This is a genomic window from Vibrio sp. 10N.247.311.51, from assembly GCF_041467855.1.
In the GTDB taxonomy this organism is placed as follows: Bacteria; Pseudomonadota; Gammaproteobacteria; order Enterobacterales; family Vibrionaceae; genus Vibrio; species Vibrio coralliirubri.
The window spans coordinates 35,144-52,058 of record NZ_JBFSVK010000005.1 but is presented as its reverse complement, the minus strand read 5'-3'; the positions used below and the strand labels follow the sequence as shown (position 1 = coordinate 52,058).

Below are 16,915 nucleotides of genomic sequence, written 5' to 3'. Positions count from 1 at the left end.
TATCGAGCGATTAGATAACGCGAGAGAATTGCTGCTGGCGAGCCTTTGCACGTAAGTATTTATCAAAACACATACAGATGTTACGGATCAGCAAGCGACCACGCAGGGTAACACGGATTTCTTTATCATCGACTTCAACCAAATCATCGTTGATGAAGGTTTGTAGAAGCTCTAAATCTTCTTTGAAGTAGCGATTAAAGTTAACCAAGAACTCAGATTCGATCATCGTTTTATCAAGCTTAAAGTTACAGATAAGCTGCTTGATCACTTCACGACGTAGAAGGTCATCACTGTCTAGTGCCACACCTTTCCAAAGTGCATGACGCAAATCATTCACCTGAGCGTAGTACTTCTTCAGCTCTTTTTGGTTTTGCGCGTAAGCATCACCGACCATAGAGATAGCAGAAACACCGAAACCAATTAGGTCCGCTTCACCTTGGGTGGTGTAGCCTTGGAAGTTACGATGCAGAATGCCTTCACGCTGTGCTACCGCTAGCTCGTCTTCAGGCAGAGCAAAGTGGTCCATACCGATGAACTGGTAACCCGCCCCCGTTAGCGTCTCGATGGTATCTTGTAAGATAGCCATTTTCTCTTTCGCTTCTGGTAGGTCTTCGTCTTTAATCTTACGCTGCGCCGCAAACAGCTGAGGCATGTGTGCGTAGTTAAATACCGATAAACGACCCGGTTTCATCTCTAACACTTGCTTCAATGTTTCCGCGAACAAAGCTTGAGTCTGCTTTGGTAGGCCGTAAATCAAATCAAGGTTGGTTGAACGGAAACCTAGCTCTTTCGCACGTTTAACCATCGCAATGATGAACTCTTCATCTTGCTCACGGTTAACCAGCTTCTGTACTTCTTTATTGAAGTCTTGAACACCAATGCTCAGGCGGTTGAAGCCTTCGCTACGCAGGTGGTCGAGTACGTCTAGCTCAATCTCACGCGGGTCAACTTCGATACTTATTTCAGCGTCAGCGGTGAAGTTAAATTCATCACGTAGAATCATCATCAAGCGAGTGATTTGTGTCTTAGTCAAGAACGTTGGCGTACCACCACCGAAGTGCAATTGCGTCACTTCACGGCCATTCAATAAAGAGGCGCGTTGGCGGATTTCATGTTCAATCACATCAAGGTACTCATCCGCTTTATGCGAGTGACGAGTAATGACTTTATTACAACCACAGTAGTAACAAAGCTTGTGGCAGAACGGGATATGCACGTAAAGAGAGAGTGGACGCTCAGGATATTGAGTACACGCCATGTCGTAATCAGCGACGGTAAACGCTTCATGAAACTCCAACGCAGTTGGGTATGAGGTGTAACGAGGTCCCGAATAGTTGTACTTGTTTAAGATCTCTTGATCCCAAACGATTTGCTGATTCGTTGTTACTGGCTTGCTCGACATAGCGGTATTTCCAATTTAGATCCGCGAGAACCTTAGGTCTCTCAAATCATTTTACATACATTAAAATATAGACGGGTTATTTTGCCACACGACCTGTAAGGTCGTTCCAAGACAAAATCAATTTTTTAGACAAAAACTCAGAACTGCTAGCTTGATCACTAACAAAGCGTCGGGATTAACGAGACGCAAAAGGTAAGAAGGCTCATTTAACACTATCTATAAAGATAAGATGTCTCAAGAACACCCTGTATTAAACAAGCCTCTATTTTAAAAGTCTTAGCGACTAGATCATCTGAATGTTGATTTGGTTGTTGAGAGGTTTAACCTTCTCTTGCAACCTTTTCAGATCTTCAATGACCGCATCATTCAAGCGAGTCTCTGCCTTGTGGCGCGTGAGATTCTGCTGCATGCGTTCTTTCTTCGTCAGTTCCTGTCTTGCCTCTCCGCGAGCCATATCTTTTACGATATGGTACAGCTCAGAAAGAGCAGGATACTCAGAATCAAAATCGACACGCTCATCACCCTGAACATTATCCATAATGATACACACTCGGATACTGATCTCAGGTAAGTCACATTGCCCTTGAATGCCCGCTAAGCACAAAGTATTTACGTTTTCGTAAATCGTCGCGTTACGTTTTTCAATGGCTAGTGCTTGATGCTGCTTTTGCAACTCCGTCTGCTTCTTCACTTGAAGTAGAAGGTAACCTGCGTAAGAGCCCAAGCCGAGAATGATAATTCCACCAGCAATTGCTAATAAGGTTACGTTCATTGGCTATTAACCTTTAAAGCTGTCTAAATCGAAATCTTCGAATTGAGATAGCAAGTCTTCGTCAGAGCTCGCTTTCTTCTTAGAGGCAACCGGTGCTTCTTCGAAGATCTCTTCTTCATCGTCTTCTGGCTCTAGTAGACCTAAGCGGCCCATTAGGTGTTCGATACGATCAAGTTTCTCATCAACAAACTTCTGTAGACCAGCACCTAGGTTTTCACCATTTTCGATACGATCTAGCAGTGTGTTCAGTTGAGCATCATTCTCAAGCATCTCTAACTCTTGTTCGTTAGATAGCTTGCGCTCTTGTTTAGTCGGCTTCTTCGCTGGTTCAACGATCAGCGGGATTTTTTTCTTGCTGCCTAAACGAGGGTCACGAGCTTGTGCAGCTTTACGCTGTTTTGCTTCGCTACCATCTGAGTGACGGCTGCCAGACTTAAGGCCTTTACGCTTTTTAACACGCTTACGTTCACGACCTTCAACATCAGATTCACTACGGTTACGAGTAACCATAGGCTCCGGAGCGCCAAGTGCTCCCGGCTTTCTTGATTTCTTACTACGACCCATTACTGCACTTTCCTCAGTAAAATTACATCATTTCCAAAAAATTCTAGTTCGAGCTTATCCCGCTCTGCCAAAAACTGGAATGTTTGACGACTAAAGAAGACGACATGTGTCGGGTCATTCTTGTAGTGCCAACCAGCAAACGCGTCTACGTCTATTACTAGTTTAGTCATAAGACCAATCCAGCCCTTGGGTTTAACTAAATTCAACCATTGCTGCCACACTTTGTCTGGGTGATAAAGATGCTCTATCACCTCCGTGGCAGTCATAAAGTCATACGTTTTTTCCAACACAGAGGGTTCTGGGTGGTAATAGATATCGTACAACTCCATGGTGTGTCCGGCTTCTTCTAACATAATAGATAGCGTAGGGCCTGGGCCACAACCAAAATCCAACCCTTGTGAGTTAGATGAAATTTTGTCTGTTAGTGGATCCGCGATGCGAGATAAAAAGCGGCGATAGCCTGCATCACTAGGATCGTTCTCATGGAGATCATAGTGTGCTTTTTCTTCTTTTGCTTCTAACCTTTGTTCAGGTTTAACAAATACCAGTTCACATTGCTGACACTGCAGATAGGCTCTGCGTTTGTCTTCAAAATAGTGATTCACGCCTTGGTGATGGCATAAGGGACAAGTATACATAGCACATCCTTAAACAGGGATGCGAAACATACCAGAAACTGAGTTTATAGTGGAGAGGTATTGGGTGTTTTTTCATCAAATCAATAAAAAAAGCGATAGGAAAACCTATCGCTCTCTAAATCTGCCTATATCGGCCAAAATTTGCATACTCAACTTGGTACACAAATCTCCATTTGTTATTGGTGCTTTCCATGCCAAATTTGTTTGTTGTTCATCGTCCTGATGAGTTTTGGCTATCCTTTTCTAACACCTTGTTGCTGGGCTGTCCTAGCCTGATCCATTTCTGTCTATACCGTTAGACTAGATGATCATCCATATCTAAGTCAGCTCCTAGCTGATGGCGGTTACTTTACCGTGTTACAAAAAGACTACAAGAGTGCGACTTCACACTTTTGTACACAAATCGATCACACATTGACAAATCAGACATAAACACCAAATGCATTAATAAAACCAATACAAAAGAAAACGCCCCGACCATTACTGATCGGGGCGTCTCTTCAATCTCGCTCGAACGTACATTCCTTTACTCTGGCTAAGAGCAAGAAACCGACAAATTAGTGTAAACCACCAACGTACTTCGATAAGGTATCAATATCAGCGTCTGTTAACTTTTTAGCTACATCACGCATCATCGCATTCATGTCGTTATTACGGTCACCATCGCGGAATTTTTCAAGTTGAGCCTTGATGTAATCTGCGTGCTGACCTGAAATCTTAGGGAAACCAGAAAGTTCGGTACCATTACCACGAGGGCCATGACAAGCAATACACGCCGTTACGCCGCGTTCTGCGTTACCCGCTGTGTAAAGAACCTTACCTTCATCTACTACATTTTCAGGAGTAGAGTTACTAGAGATAGGTAGAGAGGCGTAGTATGCCGCTAGGTCAGCCATATCTTCTTCAGATAAAGGCATCGCCATTGCACCCATTACAGGTTCGTAACGACCTTGCTTACCACCACTTGTCATACCTAGCTTAAGCTCTTTTAACTGCTTCTCTAGATACTTCTCATGTTGACCGGCCAGCTTAGGGTACTGAGTGATCAGACTGTTGCCGTCAGCACCGTGGCAGGCAACACATGTTTGTGATTTGGCTTTACCAGCTTCAATACTACCTTGAGCCCATACTGAGCAGCTGGCTAAAAGACTCAAAATTAGCGCTAATTTCTTCATGACATTCCATTATAATTATCAAGCTTCCAGTACCACTCTATGTTGCCACTCATGGTACAATAGGCGACCTTATGCCGAGCACGGTTATTTTACACAAATTCACAAAAAAGTAATCAATCGACTACACAAAGTCGAGATGGAGTTAACAGTGAGCGTAAAAATTCATTATCAAAACACGCATTTCATTACCAGTGCACCTGATATTCGTCATTTACCAGAAGACGAAGGGATCGAAATTGCGTTTGCAGGACGCTCCAATGCTGGTAAATCTAGCGCGCTAAATCGCGTTACAAACCAAAAAAGCTTGGCGAAAACCAGTAAAACACCCGGTCGAACTCAGCTAATCAACCTATTTAAGGTAACGGACGGTTGTCATATCGTCGATTTACCTGGATATGGCTTTGCTCAAGTACCACTTGAGATGAAGAAAAAATGGCAGAAGTCGCTAGGTGAATACCTACAACGACGTGAAAGCCTGAAAGGTTTAGTGGTATTGATGGATATCCGTCACCCAATGAAAGACCTCGACCAACAAATGATTTACTGGGCTATCGATAGCCGTATCCCAGTGCAGGTTTTGTTAACAAAAGCAGACAAACTGAAAAGTGGTGCGCGTAAAGCACAGCTACTGAAAATCCGTAACGATGCAAAATCTTTCGGTGGTGATGTTGCGGTTGATGTCTTCTCTTCAATGAAGGGCATCGGCGTTGACCAACTGCGTGCCAAGATGGATGAGTGGTTTGCCCCAGCGCTTGCTGATCAAACTATTGATGAGTTAGCGGACGAAGAGCACAACGACTCAGAGTAATTCCTCTACTTATCGCTATAGGTTAGAGCACTGACAACAGGTGATTTAGCCTTATCAATGCCCCTCCTTATATAGGTGGGGTATTTTTTTGCCCAAAAATGAGTGAGTTAAGCCTAATTTTTTAGTGTTAAAGATCGGATTTAGCCACTAAAACCAATAGAAGTGAACCATACTAAAAGACACATCTAAATAATCAGAACAATGAGAAAGGAATACTCATGTGGAAAACACCATTGGCCATCATTGCACTTATGTTGGTCTCACTGACAGGGTTTGCCTCTGAAGCAGAACAAGAACAAGCTCCATTGATCAATGTCGATATGACCTTAGACCTAGATGGCATGGAAAAGTACGCCCAAGATGCGAGTGAGTCTCTTGAGGTGATATCGCAATCTTTGCAGGCGATAGTCAACAACCCCAACCTAAGCGACGACCAGCAACAAGCCCTCAATCAAACCGTTGAAAGCATCAATAAGCTTGCGAGCTCCACCAAGACATCCCTCAATCAACTGCCACAAGCCTTAGACCAATCTCGACTCGCCTTTAAACAAACCAGTCAAATGCTGTTGGATGATATTCAGACCAAGATCATCATTGCGCTGGCGGCCGTTATCGCTGTCATTATTATCGCCTTGACCGCTATCTATCTGCTTATCCTGAAACCAATGCAGCAAACCTTGGTAAAAGCGACCAACAATATCTCTTCGATGGCGCAATCCATCCAGATCACTGCCGAAGCACTGAAATACAGCACCGAGAAACAACAGAAAATCATGGATTACATTGAGCATTCACCGACTCAATACACTGATAAATAAAGCGTAACCCATCAATCCTTTATCGAACACTTGTAAAATAAAAGTTATTTCAAGTGATAAAACAATCGACTTAGAGACGGATTTAAATTACCAAAAGCTGATCGAATTCCAGATCTAAGGCAAATCAGGGGTTTATCACTGTGCTTGAGAAAGTGTAATAAAAGGCACTAAAAATGAGAGGTTTTACGGGGGAATTGCAGGGTGGAAATATTTTTCTTTCGCACAAGAAAAAACGCCCCAGTCAAATACTGACTGGGGCGGCTGAATCAGCCTAATCCAATAACGTGAAACAAAAGGTCTGAAAGATAGAACATCTTACCTCTGTACCCTACGAGATTTAATGTACAACAATTGCTCAGAAATGAAAACAACTTTTGTAGTTTTTTTTCATGAATGTTTTATTAAAACACCTAAATTCTTATTATGACTTAACTTTATTTGAGACAAAAAAAAGCCAGTGTTTGTGCACTGGCTCATACTAATTTGCTTATTAAGGTCAAAAACTGATTAGTGGGCTTGATCCCAGTTGTCACCGTGGCCAGCTTCCGCGACAAGCGGCACTTCTAGCTCTGCAGCGGATTCCATCAATTCTTGTACTTTACTTTCAATTTCGGCTAAAGATGACTCTTCCACTTCAAACACCAATTCATCGTGTACCTGCATAAGCAGTTTCACACGACCATCGCCTTCCGCTTGAATCCACTCATCCACCAACAACATCGCTTTCTTAATGATGTCTGCCGCTGTACCTTGCATTGGCGCGTTGATCGCCGCGCGTTCAGCTGCCTTACGACGCATGCCATTACGAGATTGAATCTCAGGAAGGTGCAGACGACGACCGTAAATGGTTTCAACGAAGCCTTGCTCTGAAGCTGCACTGCGCGTGTCTTCCATATACTGCATTACGCCAGGGTAACGCTCGAAGTAAGTATCCATGTAGTGCTGTGCTTCACCACGAGGAATACCCAGTTGCTTAGCCAAGCCAAAGGCACTCATACCGTAGATAAGACCGAAGTTAACGGCTTTAGCACGACGACGCTGCTCAGTCGTTACCTGCTCAATATCAACACCAATGATCTCAGCAGCCGTTGCCGCGTGGATATCTTTGCCTTGTTGGAATGCTTCCAGAAGCGCTTTATCACCCGAAAGGTGCGCCATGATACGCAATTCAATTTGAGAGTAATCGACCGCTAGAATCTTCCAACCATGTTGTGCAACGAATGCTTGGCGGATACGACGGCCTTCTTCATTACGAATTGGGATGTTCTGTAAGTTTGGATCTGTTGAAGACAAACGACCCGTTGCTGTCACCGCTTGGTGATAAGACGTATGAACACGACCCGTTTCAGCGTTGATCATCTTCGGCAGTTTATCTGTATAGGTAGACTTCAGTTTCGCAAGGCCACGATACTCAATGATCAGCTTAGGTAGCGGGTAATCAAGAGCCAGCTCTTGCAGCACTTCCTCGTTGGTTGAAGGCGCACCTGATGGCGTTTTCTTGATAACTGGCAGACCCATTTTCTCAAACAGGATCGCTTGCAGCTGTTTTGGCGAGTTCATGTTGAACTCTTGCTCTGCAATCTCGTAGGCTTTCTGTTCTAGCTCATCCAAACGAACCGCAATCTCTTGCGATTGAGCGCCTAGCAGCATGTCATCGATGAATACGCCAGTACGTTCAATACGAGACATAACAGGGATCAGTGGTACTTCGATTTCTTCATAGATGGCTTTTAGCTTTTCATCTTGTTCAATGTTTTCCATCAAACGGTTATGAAGACGTAAAGTCACGTCAGCATCTTCTGCTGCGTATGGAGACGCTTCACCCAGCTCAATCTGGTTGAAAGTAAGCTGCTTCTTACCTTTACCTGCGATTTGCTCAAATGAGATGCAGCTGTGCTGTAGGAAACGCAGCGCTAGGCTGTCCATATCATGCTTGCCACCTACGCTATTGAAAACGTAAGACGCCAGCATGGTATCGTGCTTGATGCCTTTCATCTCGATACCGTAGCGCGCTAGCACACTCATATCGTATTTAAGGTTCTGACCTACTTTCGCTTGTGCATCATCTTCAAGAATCGGCTTGAGCTGTTCAAGTACCCAATCACGATCCAGCTGCTGAGGTGCATCTAGGTAATCATGGGCAACCGGTACGTAAGCGGCAACGCCTTCTTCAGTCGCGAATGACAGGCCAACGAGGTTCGCCACCATGTAATCTAGGCTGTCTGTCTCAGTATCGAAAGCAAACACTTCAGATGCTTTCAATTTCTCTAACCAAACATTGAATGACGCTTCATCTAGGATGGTTTCGTAGTTGCTGCGATCAATCGTCACGGCAGAGGTGTTCATTTCTACGGTAGAAGTGGTTGATGCCGTATTGCTACGCACTGCGCCCGACTTTTCATCCGCCTCAACCACACCATTGCCACCTTCAAGTAGCTCGTTCAACCAAGACTTGAAGACCAGTTGACCGTATAGCTTAATCAGCTCATCCGTGTTTGGTTGGGCTTTTACAAGCGACTCAGGTGTCTCTTCTAACTCGACGTCCAGTTTGATCGTTGCAAGCTCGTAAGACATCTCAGCGTTGTCTTTATTATCAACCAGCTTCTTAGCCATGGTTTTTGAACCACGGAAGCCAAGAGCGGCAATATCATCCAGGTTTTGATACAGCTTTTCGATGCTACCAATGCCTTGCAGCAGAGCAGTCGCTGTCTTGTCACCGACACCCGGAACACCTGGGATGTTATCGACTTTATCGCCCATCAGCGCAAGGTAGTCGATAATCAGCTCTGGTGGAATGCCAAACTTCTCAATCACGCCTTCACGATCCATTACCACGTTGGTCATGGTGTTGATCAGAGTAACGTTGTCATCGACAAGCTGCGCCATATCTTTATCGCCAGTACTAATAAGCACAGGCATACCCATCGCAGAAGCTTGAGAAGCAAGCGTACCGATCACGTCATCCGCTTCAACGCCGGGAATAGAGATAAGTGGCAAACCCATTGCACGAATCACATTGTGCAAAGGCTCAATCTGGCAACGAAGATCATCAGGCATAGGTGGACGATTTGCCTTGTACTCTGGGTACATGTCATCACGGAACGTCTTTCCTTTCGCATCAAAAATTACCGCAATACGATCAGAAGCAAATTGACGCATCATGCTGCGCAGCATATTAACTACACCGTAAACAGCGTTAGTTGGGATATCACCATTGCTCATTGTGCCAGGGTAAGCATGGAACGCGCGATATAGGTAAGAAGAGCCATCGATCAGAATCAATGGATTATCAGGAATACGAGCCATAATGTTTGTGTATCCAGTAAGTACAGAAATTATCTGTTAAGAATGCCACGTCTGTTGGTTGGATTCCACGTTGTCGATCTGTATCCGTTCACTCGGTTGTGTTCGTTATAATCGATTTGTTGTTATTTTTTTGTTCTTAGACGCAAGCGTTCTGTGGATAACTCTGTTTATATTATTTATCCACCCTGTTGAGAACTACGGTGTACAACTCAAAAAACACCAATAAACACCTGAAAATAAAGAATAATTTTACAGATCGAACAGATGATCAACGATCTTTTCTCGATCTTGCGTTGTGGAAAAGAATGCTGATGGCGTTTTATTCATAAAAATACGTGCCACTAAATATGCATCTTGTTGAAATGGTAGGTATAAAAAAAGCGATACCCGAAGATGTCGCCTAGCAAAAACCGGTAAAGCCATTCAAATTGAATACCACAGCTTTACCTAAAAGCTATAAATTACACTGGAAGCAATGTGAGCAATGTCGTGTCAAAAAGAACTTAGTACAAGTTCGCGAGAATTCTGTTGGGTAACCAAGTAGATACTTGAGTACTTAACATCCTTGTGAACATTTCCTCATTCCCTAAGACGAAGTTAATAATAATGATTCTCATTTAATAGTCAACACTTAAATGATAATAAATCTCATTTAATTTATAAGCCGTTAACAGCAGTGCTTAAATTTGCTTCAAAAAATGGATTCTATGGGCATTAATGTCTTCTTTTTCTTCAAATTTTTCGATTAGGTAACCGTTTCTCAATAACAGGCGCAACATTGCAGGGAACTGGTTACGAGACTTAACCTTTAACTGTCTGTAGCCCTGCTCTTTCGCCCACTGTTCCTGAGCGTCTAATTGCGCCTGTGCAACGCCTTTGTTCCTCGCGAGCGGTGACACGCCACCAAACCAGCTGTAAAAAGTATCTTGATCCAACTCATAGCCGATCTTAAAGCCAAGCAGCACGCCAGCTTCTTCAGCGACTAAAATAAGGTTCTTTTTCCCTGCTAGCCGCTCTGAAAGAGAAGCGACACTCTCTTTTTTAGCGAACTCAGAGATCTGCTCGACCACAGACACCACTTCTTCTAACAAACCTTCACGTACGACAACTGACATCTTATTCATCCTTATAAACGAAAGGGCTGGCACAATGGCCAACCCTTTACTGATCACTTAAGTGAACTCTACCGATTACTTTTCTTTTAAGTGCTCTGCTGCTTGTGCATTGTCTTCTGCAAGCCACTCAGCCACATCTTTAGCGAAGTAAGTAAGAATGCCATCAGCACCAGCTCGCTTAAAGCACAGCAGTGATTCCATGACGGTTTCACGCTCTTTTAGCCAACCGTTTTGAATCGCTGCTTTGTGCATCGCATACTCACCAGACACTTGGTATGCAAATGTCGGCGCTTGGAGTTCATGCTTCACACGACGCACGATGTCTAGGTAAGGCATGCCAGGCTTAACCATCACCATGTCGGCACCTTCATTAAGATCCATCGCGACTTCGTGAATCGCTTCATCGCTGTTCGCAGGATCCATCTGGTAGTTCTTCTTGTTACCACCTTTCAGGTTCGAAGCACTGCCGACGGCATCGCGGAATGGACCGTAGTAGCACGATGCGTATTTCGCAGAGTACGCCATAATTTGAGTATGAATATGACCCGCTTCTTCTAACGCTTCACGGATCTTACCAATGCGACCATCCATCATATCTGACGGTGCAACCACGTCAGCACCTGCTTCAGCGTGTGATAATGCTTGCTTGATCAAGACTTCAGTCGTCTCGTCATTCATCACGTAACCATCTTCATCGATGATGCCGTCTTGGCCGTGAGTGGTGAACGGGTCTAGTGCTACGTCAGTAATAACGCCAATGTTTGGCACATGCTCTTTTAGTAAACGTACAGCGCGCTGCACCAAACCTTCTGAGTTATGAGCTTCAGCTGCGCATAAACTTTTAGCATCTTGATTCACGACTGGAAATAGAGCAATCGCAGGAACACCCAGCTTTGACAGGTAATCTGCTTCCTCAAGCATGTAATCGATCGACAAGCGTTCAACACCTGGCATTGACTCGACAGGCTCGCGGCGGTCTTTACCCATCAGGATAAACATTGGGTAGATTAGATCATCCACAGACAATTGATTTTCTGCCATTAGGCGACGGCTAAAGTCGTGCTTACGCATACGGCGCATACGGCGACCTGGGAATTGACCTTGAATTGAAACAGACACTAGATTCTCCTTGCCTAGTCTAAGCACCGAAATACTTAGATATGAAAAGTGCTAAATACAGGCAAAAGCATATCACTGATGGCTCAGGACGCTAGCAGTAAAATATGAAACCCACTCAAAAACAGGGATAAATGGCAAAAAATGACCTTCTCCTCACACTGCCGTATACTCATGACAACTCAGTAAAGACCGCTTTCAGGACAAAACAATGATCGACACCCATGCTCATATTTACGCTAGTGAATTCGATGAAGACCGCGAACAAGTCGTGCAGCGCGCACTGGCTCAAGGGATTGATACCATTCTATTGCCGAACATCGATTTAGAATCTATCGAGCCAATGTTAGCGACGGAAGCGCAGTTTCCTGATGTGTGCCGTTCAATGATGGGCTTACACCCTTGTTATGTGGATCCGAATATCGAGCAAACCCTCAAAACCATTCGAGCTTGGTTTGATAAGCATGACTTTATCGCCGTGGGTGAGATTGGTATCGACTTGTACTGGGATAAAACCTTCAAGGCTGAACAAGAGATGGCGTTTGTGACTCAACTGCAGTGGGCAAAAGAGCTTGATCTACCTGTGGTGATCCACACTCGTGATTCCATTGAAGAGACACTTGCCCTACTTCGTAAAGAACAAGATGGCAGCTTACGCGGGGTGTTTCACTGCTTTGGTAGCAGCTTAGAGGAAGCTCAAGCGATCAACGAGCTAGGCTTTCATTTAGGTTTAGGCGGCGTTTCGACCTTTAAGAACTCTGGGATGGATAAGGTGATCCCACATCTTGATATGGATTACGTCATTCTAGAGACAGATTGCCCATATTTAGCACCAACACCAAATCGCGGTAAACGCAATGAACCAGCCTACACAGAATTAGTAGCAAAACGCATCGCCGAATTACGCGGAATTACCCTTGAAGAAGTAGAAAGCATAACCACCACCAATGCTAAGGCATTGTTTAATTTATGATAAATCTATTAATAAGTAATTATTACGGATTTTTCCTGAATTTATTTGAGAAAGCTAAGTGACATGTATAGTATCAACCACCTGCATATGGAGGTAGTTGATTATGTGTGACCATTCACAACACTTACAACGTCAACATCGAACCCTATGGCATAAAATTCTGGGCATCAAAGAGCTCTATATATGTCAGAACTGTGGCTATCAGTTAAAGATTCGATAAACAGACATAATAAAAAAGCGGCCCTAGGCCGCTTTTTTATTATGTGATTTTTACTGAAGCATTCCGAATCAAGATTCAGCTTCTTCCTCTTCATCCGTATCTGGCTTACGCGTATAAAAACGTGCGAAGAACAGACCAATCTCAAACAGAATACACATTGGAATCGCCAACAGTGTTTGCGAGATCATATCAGGTGGTGTCAGCATCATACCTATGATGAAAGCACCCACAACAATGTAAGGACGCTTTTCAGACAGAGATTGAGGCGTTGTTGCACCCGTCCAACACAACAAGATAATCGCAACAGGCACTTCAAAGGCAATACCAAAAGCAAAGAACAGCGCGAGTACAAAATCAAGATAGCTTGAGATGTCGGTTGCGAACTCTACTCCCCCTAATGATATGGCCGTAAAAAAGCCAAATACCAACGGGAATACAATAAAGTAAGCGAACGCCACACCACAGTAAAACAGCAATGAACTTGAAGCCAATAGTGGCATGATCAAGCGTTTTTCATGCTTGTATAAACCCGGAGCAACAAAAGCCCACACCTGATACAAAATAAACGGAACCGCGAGGAATATAGACGCGATCAAGGTTAATTTCAGTGGTGTGAAAAATGGCGATGCAACATCGGTTGCGATCATCGTCGCCCCTTCAGGTAGACGATCTACCAAAGGTGCTGATACGAATTCATAAATATCATTAGCAAAATAAATTAGCCCGACAAATATCACTAGCACCGCGACAATCGCACGTAGTAGACGATTACGTAGTTCTAGAAGGTGGCTAATTAAAGGCTGTGTCTGCTCAGTCGAAGACATGTCAAACCTCTTAAACAGGAAGATCGAAAAGGAGCCGCGCGTGTATCTATCCAGTTGAATTGGTATCCACTTGAATAGTTATTTACTTGAATAGCTATCTATTTAAACATCTAGCGATTCAAGTATCCGGCGACTCCTCCTTGCGAGACTATTCGGCTTTCTTATCTGACGGTGCTGAAGCTTCGCTGTTGACCTGAATGGTTTCAGATTCCACAGTTTCCGTGACACTAGGTTTAGTCTCACTTGGCTTATCAGACTCAGGCTTAGCATACGGACGTTGAACCTCAGCAGCGGCCTGCTTGAGTTCATCGACTGACGCTTTAAGGTCTGGAGATAAATCTTCCATACCCATTTTTTCCGCCTTGCGTAGGTTTTCTTGCAGCTCTTGCACCTTAAGCTCATGAGAAAGTTCATCTTTCACACTATTTGCCATGCTTTTCGCTTGTCCAACAAACTTGGAAATACTGCGAATCGCCACGGGCAAACGCTCAGGCCCTAAAACCACTAACCCAACGACAGATATTAATACCAGTTCCCAAAAACCGATATCAAACACGATTTACGCCTGCTCTTTGTCTTTCTTTGTTTCAGCAGTTGTTTCAGCGTGAGCTTCTGTCTTCTGCTGTTCAATATTCTTTGGTTCGAAGTCTGCATCTTTCTTATCTGCAGGCTTGTCTTCATCGCTCATCGCTTTTTTGAAGCCTTTAACCGCTGAACCTAAGTCACCACCCATACCGCGCAGTTTCTTTGTTCCGAATAGCAAAATTACAATTACAGCAATGATTAGAAGTTGCCAAATACTGATACCACCCATTGTCATTGTCCTCGGGTCTGTCTACACATAAAAAATATTAAGAGAGTCTACTGTCTAACGACGGTAAGCTCGCCAACTAAGCAACCAAAATGTGACACCTGCGATGCCACAGCCCATAGATAGCTGCTCATAAGGGCTTGAAACTAATATTGCGGAGCATACGACTAAAGTGGCTCCAACGCCAAACAAAAACTTTCCAGTTGCTTGCTGACGCTTACTATCTCGGTAGCCTTGATAAAGCTGATCCATTCTGTGGTTCATCGCTTTACCTTGGCGCAAGCTGTCATAAAGTAGCTCTGGCAGCTCTGGCAGTTTTTCTGCCCAGAATGGCGCGCGCTCTTTTACTGCGTTGATCACAGCTTGCGGCCCCACCTGATTCATCATCCAGGTTTCAAGGAAAGGCTTGGCGGTTGCCCACAAATCAAGTTGCGGATACAACTGACGACCTAGGCCTTCCACATACAACAAGGTCTTCTGTAGAAGTACCAACTGAGGCTGAACCTCCATATTGAAACGTCTTGCTGTATTAAATAAGTTTAGCAACACATGGCCAAATGAGATCTCGCCAAGTGGTTTTGCAAAGATTGGCTCACACACCATACGGATCGCGAACTCAAAATCATTGACGTTAGTGTCGTGTGGCACCCACCCCGAATCAACGTGTAGCTCAGCAACTTTACGATAATCTCGATTGAAGAAAGCCAGCAAGTTCTCTGCTAAATAGCGCTTGTCTTCGCTGTTGAGCGTGCCGACAATGCCACAATCCAAACCAATCCACTGAGGGTTATCTGGATTCTCTGGGTTAACGAATACGTTGCCTGGGTGCATGTCTGCATGGAAAAAGCTGTCTCGGAATACTTGGGTGAAGAATACCGTCACACCGCGTTCCGCGAGCAATTTCATGTTGGTGCCGTTGGCTTCTAGCGTCTCAATATCGGAGACTTGAATACCGTAGATACGCTCTGACACCATTAGGGTTTCGCTGCTTAGATCAGGGATAACCTCTGGAACATACAGCTCTTCACTGCCTTCAAAATTACGTCGCAGTTGAATGGCATTGGCAGCCTCACGGCGCAGGTCTAGTTCATCAAGTAAGGTTTTCTCGTACTCATGAACCACCTCAACAGGTTTCAAACGACGTGCTTCAGGAAGCGACTTAGCGACTATACGCGCCATTCGGTGCATCAGTTTTAGATCTGCGTCAATCACCGGGCGAATATCAGGTCGAATTACCTTGAGAACAATCTCACGACCGCTCTCTTTAAGCTTTGCAGTATGCACCTGAGCGATAGAAGCAGAAGCCAGAGGCTCGATATCAAAGTCGGTAAACCAGTTATCTAAACTGCCACCGAGCGCCTTTTCCATATCTTGTTTAGCCAATTGACCATCGAATGGCGCAACTTGGTCTTGCAACAGTGCCAGTTGATCGGCGATATGAGGAGGGAACAAATCGCGACGCGTCGACATCATCTGTCCGAACTTGATCCACACAGGCCCAAGCTCTTGCAGCGCGAGACGTAAGCGATGACCCAACTCTTTATCTTGATGCTTGTTCTTAAGCCAAAACAGCGACTTTCGCGCCAGCAAAGGGGCTTTGGTCAATTGGTGCTCTGGCATCAACTCATCAAGGCCATATTCCAACTGTACCTTGATAATATGATAAAGACGTTTCAGTTCTGTTGGGGTCATGCTTTCTCCAACAGAGCGTTCAACTTAGCTTCAAGACGTGCTGCAGAGCTTTTCACGTCATCAACCTGATCGCAAAAGTGCGCGACTTCTAATGGCGCTGGAGCAATCTTCCACTCTTCAGTCAGAACTTGAGCAACATGGCTTTGATGTTTGCTGGCTTGCTTTGCCACAAAACCACCGACGTTTTTAACGCCTTGGACCAAGGTATGAGCAACCACATCACCTGTTACGCGCGATAACCACTCTTCCAAGTCAGGCTTGCAGTCTGTCATCAGTTGAGCAAATTTCTGAGCCAGTTGAATATCACCCTCTAAGATCAGCTTATCTTGCTTGATCAGCTTGGTGATGTTCGATTGCTCACGCAGTTCCGGTAACACCGATAAATTCAAAGATAGGTAGCAATCAGGCTGCCCTTCGTATTCTGACAACACATCAATCTGTTGGCTGAAAACGAAAGTGAGTGTTTTATTCAACTCTTTCAAATTAACTTGAATGATCTGCCCCTTTAAACGAGACAAACGACGAACCAAGGCTGGATCATCGTTCACGAAAGTATTTAAAGAGGTTTCAATAACCGCGGTTACCAATGGATCAAATGGCATGACTGTCCTTACCTTTGAAAACGGATAAGCCTTAACCTATCCGTTCTGTCTTTATTCTTATTGTTTAGCACGCCCTAAG

The 16,915-nt window shown here is 44.4% G+C and carries 16 protein-coding genes; 3 read left to right on the top strand and 13 right to left on the bottom strand.

What is annotated here, in order from left to right:
* Nucleotides 1-10 precede the first annotated feature (10 nt).
* The 5 genes from hemN to AB6E85_RS06395 form a co-directional block, all read right to left on the bottom strand.
* Nucleotides 11-1,402, bottom strand: coding sequence for an oxygen-independent coproporphyrinogen III oxidase (hemN, locus tag AB6E85_RS06415; RefSeq protein ID WP_372141915.1), 1,392 nt, complete (start codon nucleotides 1,400-1,402; stop codon nucleotides 11-13).
* Nucleotides 1,403-1,685: 283 nt separating this feature from the next.
* Entirely contained in the window at nucleotides 1,686-2,174 is a 489-nt protein-coding gene (locus AB6E85_RS06410; RefSeq protein ID WP_017060164.1) for a DUF2489 domain-containing protein, read from the bottom strand.
* Between the two features lie 6 nt (nucleotides 2,175-2,180).
* Nucleotides 2,181-2,738, bottom strand: a complete 558-nt coding sequence (yihI, locus tag AB6E85_RS06405; protein ID WP_017060163.1) for a Der GTPase-activating protein YihI — start codon at nucleotides 2,736-2,738, stop codon at nucleotides 2,181-2,183.
* Nucleotides 2,738-3,376 carry a class I SAM-dependent methyltransferase gene (locus tag AB6E85_RS06400; RefSeq protein ID WP_019826511.1) on the bottom strand — a complete coding sequence of 213 codons (639 nt, stop codon included), beginning with the start codon at nucleotides 3,374-3,376 and terminating at the stop codon, nucleotides 2,738-2,740. The genes yihI and AB6E85_RS06400 overlap by 1 nt, the downstream gene beginning before the upstream one ends.
* A 557-nt stretch (nucleotides 3,377-3,933) precedes the next feature.
* The gene (locus AB6E85_RS06395) at nucleotides 3,934-4,551 is read right to left on the bottom strand and encodes a cytochrome c (RefSeq protein ID WP_012602993.1); all 618 of its coding nucleotides are present in this window, start codon (nucleotides 4,549-4,551) and stop codon (nucleotides 3,934-3,936) included.
* A gap of 148 nt (nucleotides 4,552-4,699) precedes the next feature.
* Between AB6E85_RS06395 and yihA the strand changes: the two genes are divergently transcribed.
* Both yihA and AB6E85_RS06385 read left to right on the top strand, forming a co-directional pair.
* Nucleotides 4,700-5,359, top strand: a complete 660-nt coding sequence (yihA, locus tag AB6E85_RS06390) for a ribosome biogenesis GTP-binding protein YihA/YsxC (protein WP_372141913.1) — start codon at nucleotides 4,700-4,702, stop codon at nucleotides 5,357-5,359.
* 218 nt (nucleotides 5,360-5,577) lie between these two features.
* A complete protein-coding gene (locus AB6E85_RS06385) occupies nucleotides 5,578-6,177 on the top strand; it encodes a GTP-binding protein (RefSeq protein ID WP_017060161.1) in 600 nt (199 codons plus the stop codon).
* Nucleotides 6,178-6,684: 507 nt separating this feature from the next.
* Here the strand turns inward: AB6E85_RS06385 and polA are convergent.
* The 3 genes from polA to hemB all read right to left on the bottom strand — a co-directional run bounded on the left by polA (nucleotide 6,685) and on the right by hemB (nucleotide 11,717).
* Nucleotides 6,685-9,483: a DNA polymerase I gene (gene polA, locus AB6E85_RS06380; protein WP_372141912.1), complete on the bottom strand. Its 2,799-nt coding sequence runs from the start codon at nucleotides 9,481-9,483 to the stop codon at nucleotides 6,685-6,687.
* 680 nt (nucleotides 9,484-10,163) lie between these two features.
* On the bottom strand, nucleotides 10,164-10,598 hold the full coding sequence (locus AB6E85_RS06375; protein WP_372141911.1) for a GNAT family N-acetyltransferase: 435 nt from the start codon (nucleotides 10,596-10,598) through the stop codon (nucleotides 10,164-10,166).
* A gap of 75 nt (nucleotides 10,599-10,673) precedes the next feature.
* Nucleotides 10,674-11,717: a porphobilinogen synthase gene (gene hemB, locus AB6E85_RS06370; RefSeq protein ID WP_017060158.1), complete on the bottom strand. Its 1,044-nt coding sequence runs from the start codon at nucleotides 11,715-11,717 to the stop codon at nucleotides 10,674-10,676.
* A gap of 208 nt (nucleotides 11,718-11,925) precedes the next feature.
* On the opposite strand from hemB, the gene AB6E85_RS06365 reads away from it, so the two are divergent.
* Nucleotides 11,926-12,687, top strand: coding sequence for a TatD family hydrolase (locus AB6E85_RS06365; RefSeq protein WP_372141909.1), 762 nt, complete (start codon nucleotides 11,926-11,928; stop codon nucleotides 12,685-12,687).
* A gap of 288 nt (nucleotides 12,688-12,975) precedes the next feature.
* Here the strand turns inward: AB6E85_RS06365 and tatC are convergent, their stop codons facing one another.
* From tatC to AB6E85_RS06340, 5 genes are all read right to left on the bottom strand, one after another.
* Nucleotides 12,976-13,731 carry a twin-arginine translocase subunit TatC gene (tatC, locus tag AB6E85_RS06360; RefSeq protein WP_050644468.1) on the bottom strand — a complete coding sequence of 252 codons (756 nt, stop codon included), beginning with the start codon at nucleotides 13,729-13,731 and terminating at the stop codon, nucleotides 12,976-12,978.
* Between the two features lie 148 nt (nucleotides 13,732-13,879).
* Entirely contained in the window at nucleotides 13,880-14,287 is a 408-nt protein-coding gene (gene tatB / locus AB6E85_RS06355) for a Sec-independent protein translocase protein TatB (RefSeq protein WP_048612432.1), read from the bottom strand.
* A 3-nt stretch (nucleotides 14,288-14,290) separates the two neighbouring features.
* Nucleotides 14,291-14,545 carry a Sec-independent protein translocase subunit TatA gene (gene tatA / locus AB6E85_RS06350; protein ID WP_017060154.1) on the bottom strand — a complete coding sequence of 85 codons (255 nt, stop codon included), beginning with the start codon at nucleotides 14,543-14,545 and terminating at the stop codon, nucleotides 14,291-14,293.
* Nucleotides 14,546-14,599: 54 nt separating this feature from the next.
* Nucleotides 14,600-16,234 carry a ubiquinone biosynthesis regulatory protein kinase UbiB gene (gene ubiB, locus AB6E85_RS06345; protein ID WP_052880270.1) on the bottom strand — a complete coding sequence of 545 codons (1,635 nt, stop codon included), beginning with the start codon at nucleotides 16,232-16,234 and terminating at the stop codon, nucleotides 14,600-14,602.
* Nucleotides 16,231-16,836: an SCP2 domain-containing protein gene (locus AB6E85_RS06340; RefSeq protein ID WP_102432214.1), complete on the bottom strand. Its 606-nt coding sequence runs from the start codon at nucleotides 16,834-16,836 to the stop codon at nucleotides 16,231-16,233. Before AB6E85_RS06340 ends, ubiB begins: the two co-directional genes overlap by 4 nt.
* Between the last annotated feature and the right edge of the window lie 79 nt (nucleotides 16,837-16,915).

Bases quoted from the DNA above. Each gene is read 5' to 3' on its own strand.
- ubiB (WP_052880270.1), bottom strand. From the start codon at position 16,234: ATGACCCCAACAGAACTGAAACGTCTTTATCATATTATCAAGGTACAG.
- AB6E85_RS06395 (WP_012602993.1), bottom strand. From the start codon at position 4,551: ATGAAGAAATTAGCGCTAATTTTGAGTCTTTTAGCCAGCTGCTCAGTA.
- AB6E85_RS06410 (WP_017060164.1), bottom strand. From the start codon at position 2,174: ATGAACGTAACCTTATTAGCAATTGCTGGTGGAATTATCATTCTCGGC.
- AB6E85_RS06340 (WP_102432214.1), bottom strand. From the start codon at position 16,836: ATGCCATTTGATCCATTGGTAACCGCGGTTATTGAAACCTCTTTAAAT.
- AB6E85_RS06385 (WP_017060161.1), top strand. From the start codon at position 5,578: ATGTGGAAAACACCATTGGCCATCATTGCACTTATGTTGGTCTCACTG.
- AB6E85_RS06365 (WP_372141909.1), top strand. From the start codon at position 11,926: ATGATCGACACCCATGCTCATATTTACGCTAGTGAATTCGATGAAGAC.
- polA (WP_372141912.1), bottom strand. From the start codon at position 9,483: ATGGCTCGTATTCCTGATAATCCATTGATTCTGATCGATGGCTCTTCT.
- hemN (WP_372141915.1), bottom strand. From the start codon at position 1,402: ATGTCGAGCAAGCCAGTAACAACGAATCAGCAAATCGTTTGGGATCAA.
- AB6E85_RS06375 (WP_372141911.1), bottom strand. From the start codon at position 10,598: ATGTCAGTTGTCGTACGTGAAGGTTTGTTAGAAGAAGTGGTGTCTGTG.
- yihI (WP_017060163.1), bottom strand. From the start codon at position 2,738: ATGGGTCGTAGTAAGAAATCAAGAAAGCCGGGAGCACTTGGCGCTCCG.
- tatA (WP_017060154.1), bottom strand. From the start codon at position 14,545: ATGGGTGGTATCAGTATTTGGCAACTTCTAATCATTGCTGTAATTGTA.
- AB6E85_RS06400 (WP_019826511.1), bottom strand. From the start codon at position 3,376: ATGTATACTTGTCCCTTATGCCATCACCAAGGCGTGAATCACTATTTT.
- tatC (WP_050644468.1), bottom strand. From the start codon at position 13,731: ATGTCTTCGACTGAGCAGACACAGCCTTTAATTAGCCACCTTCTAGAA.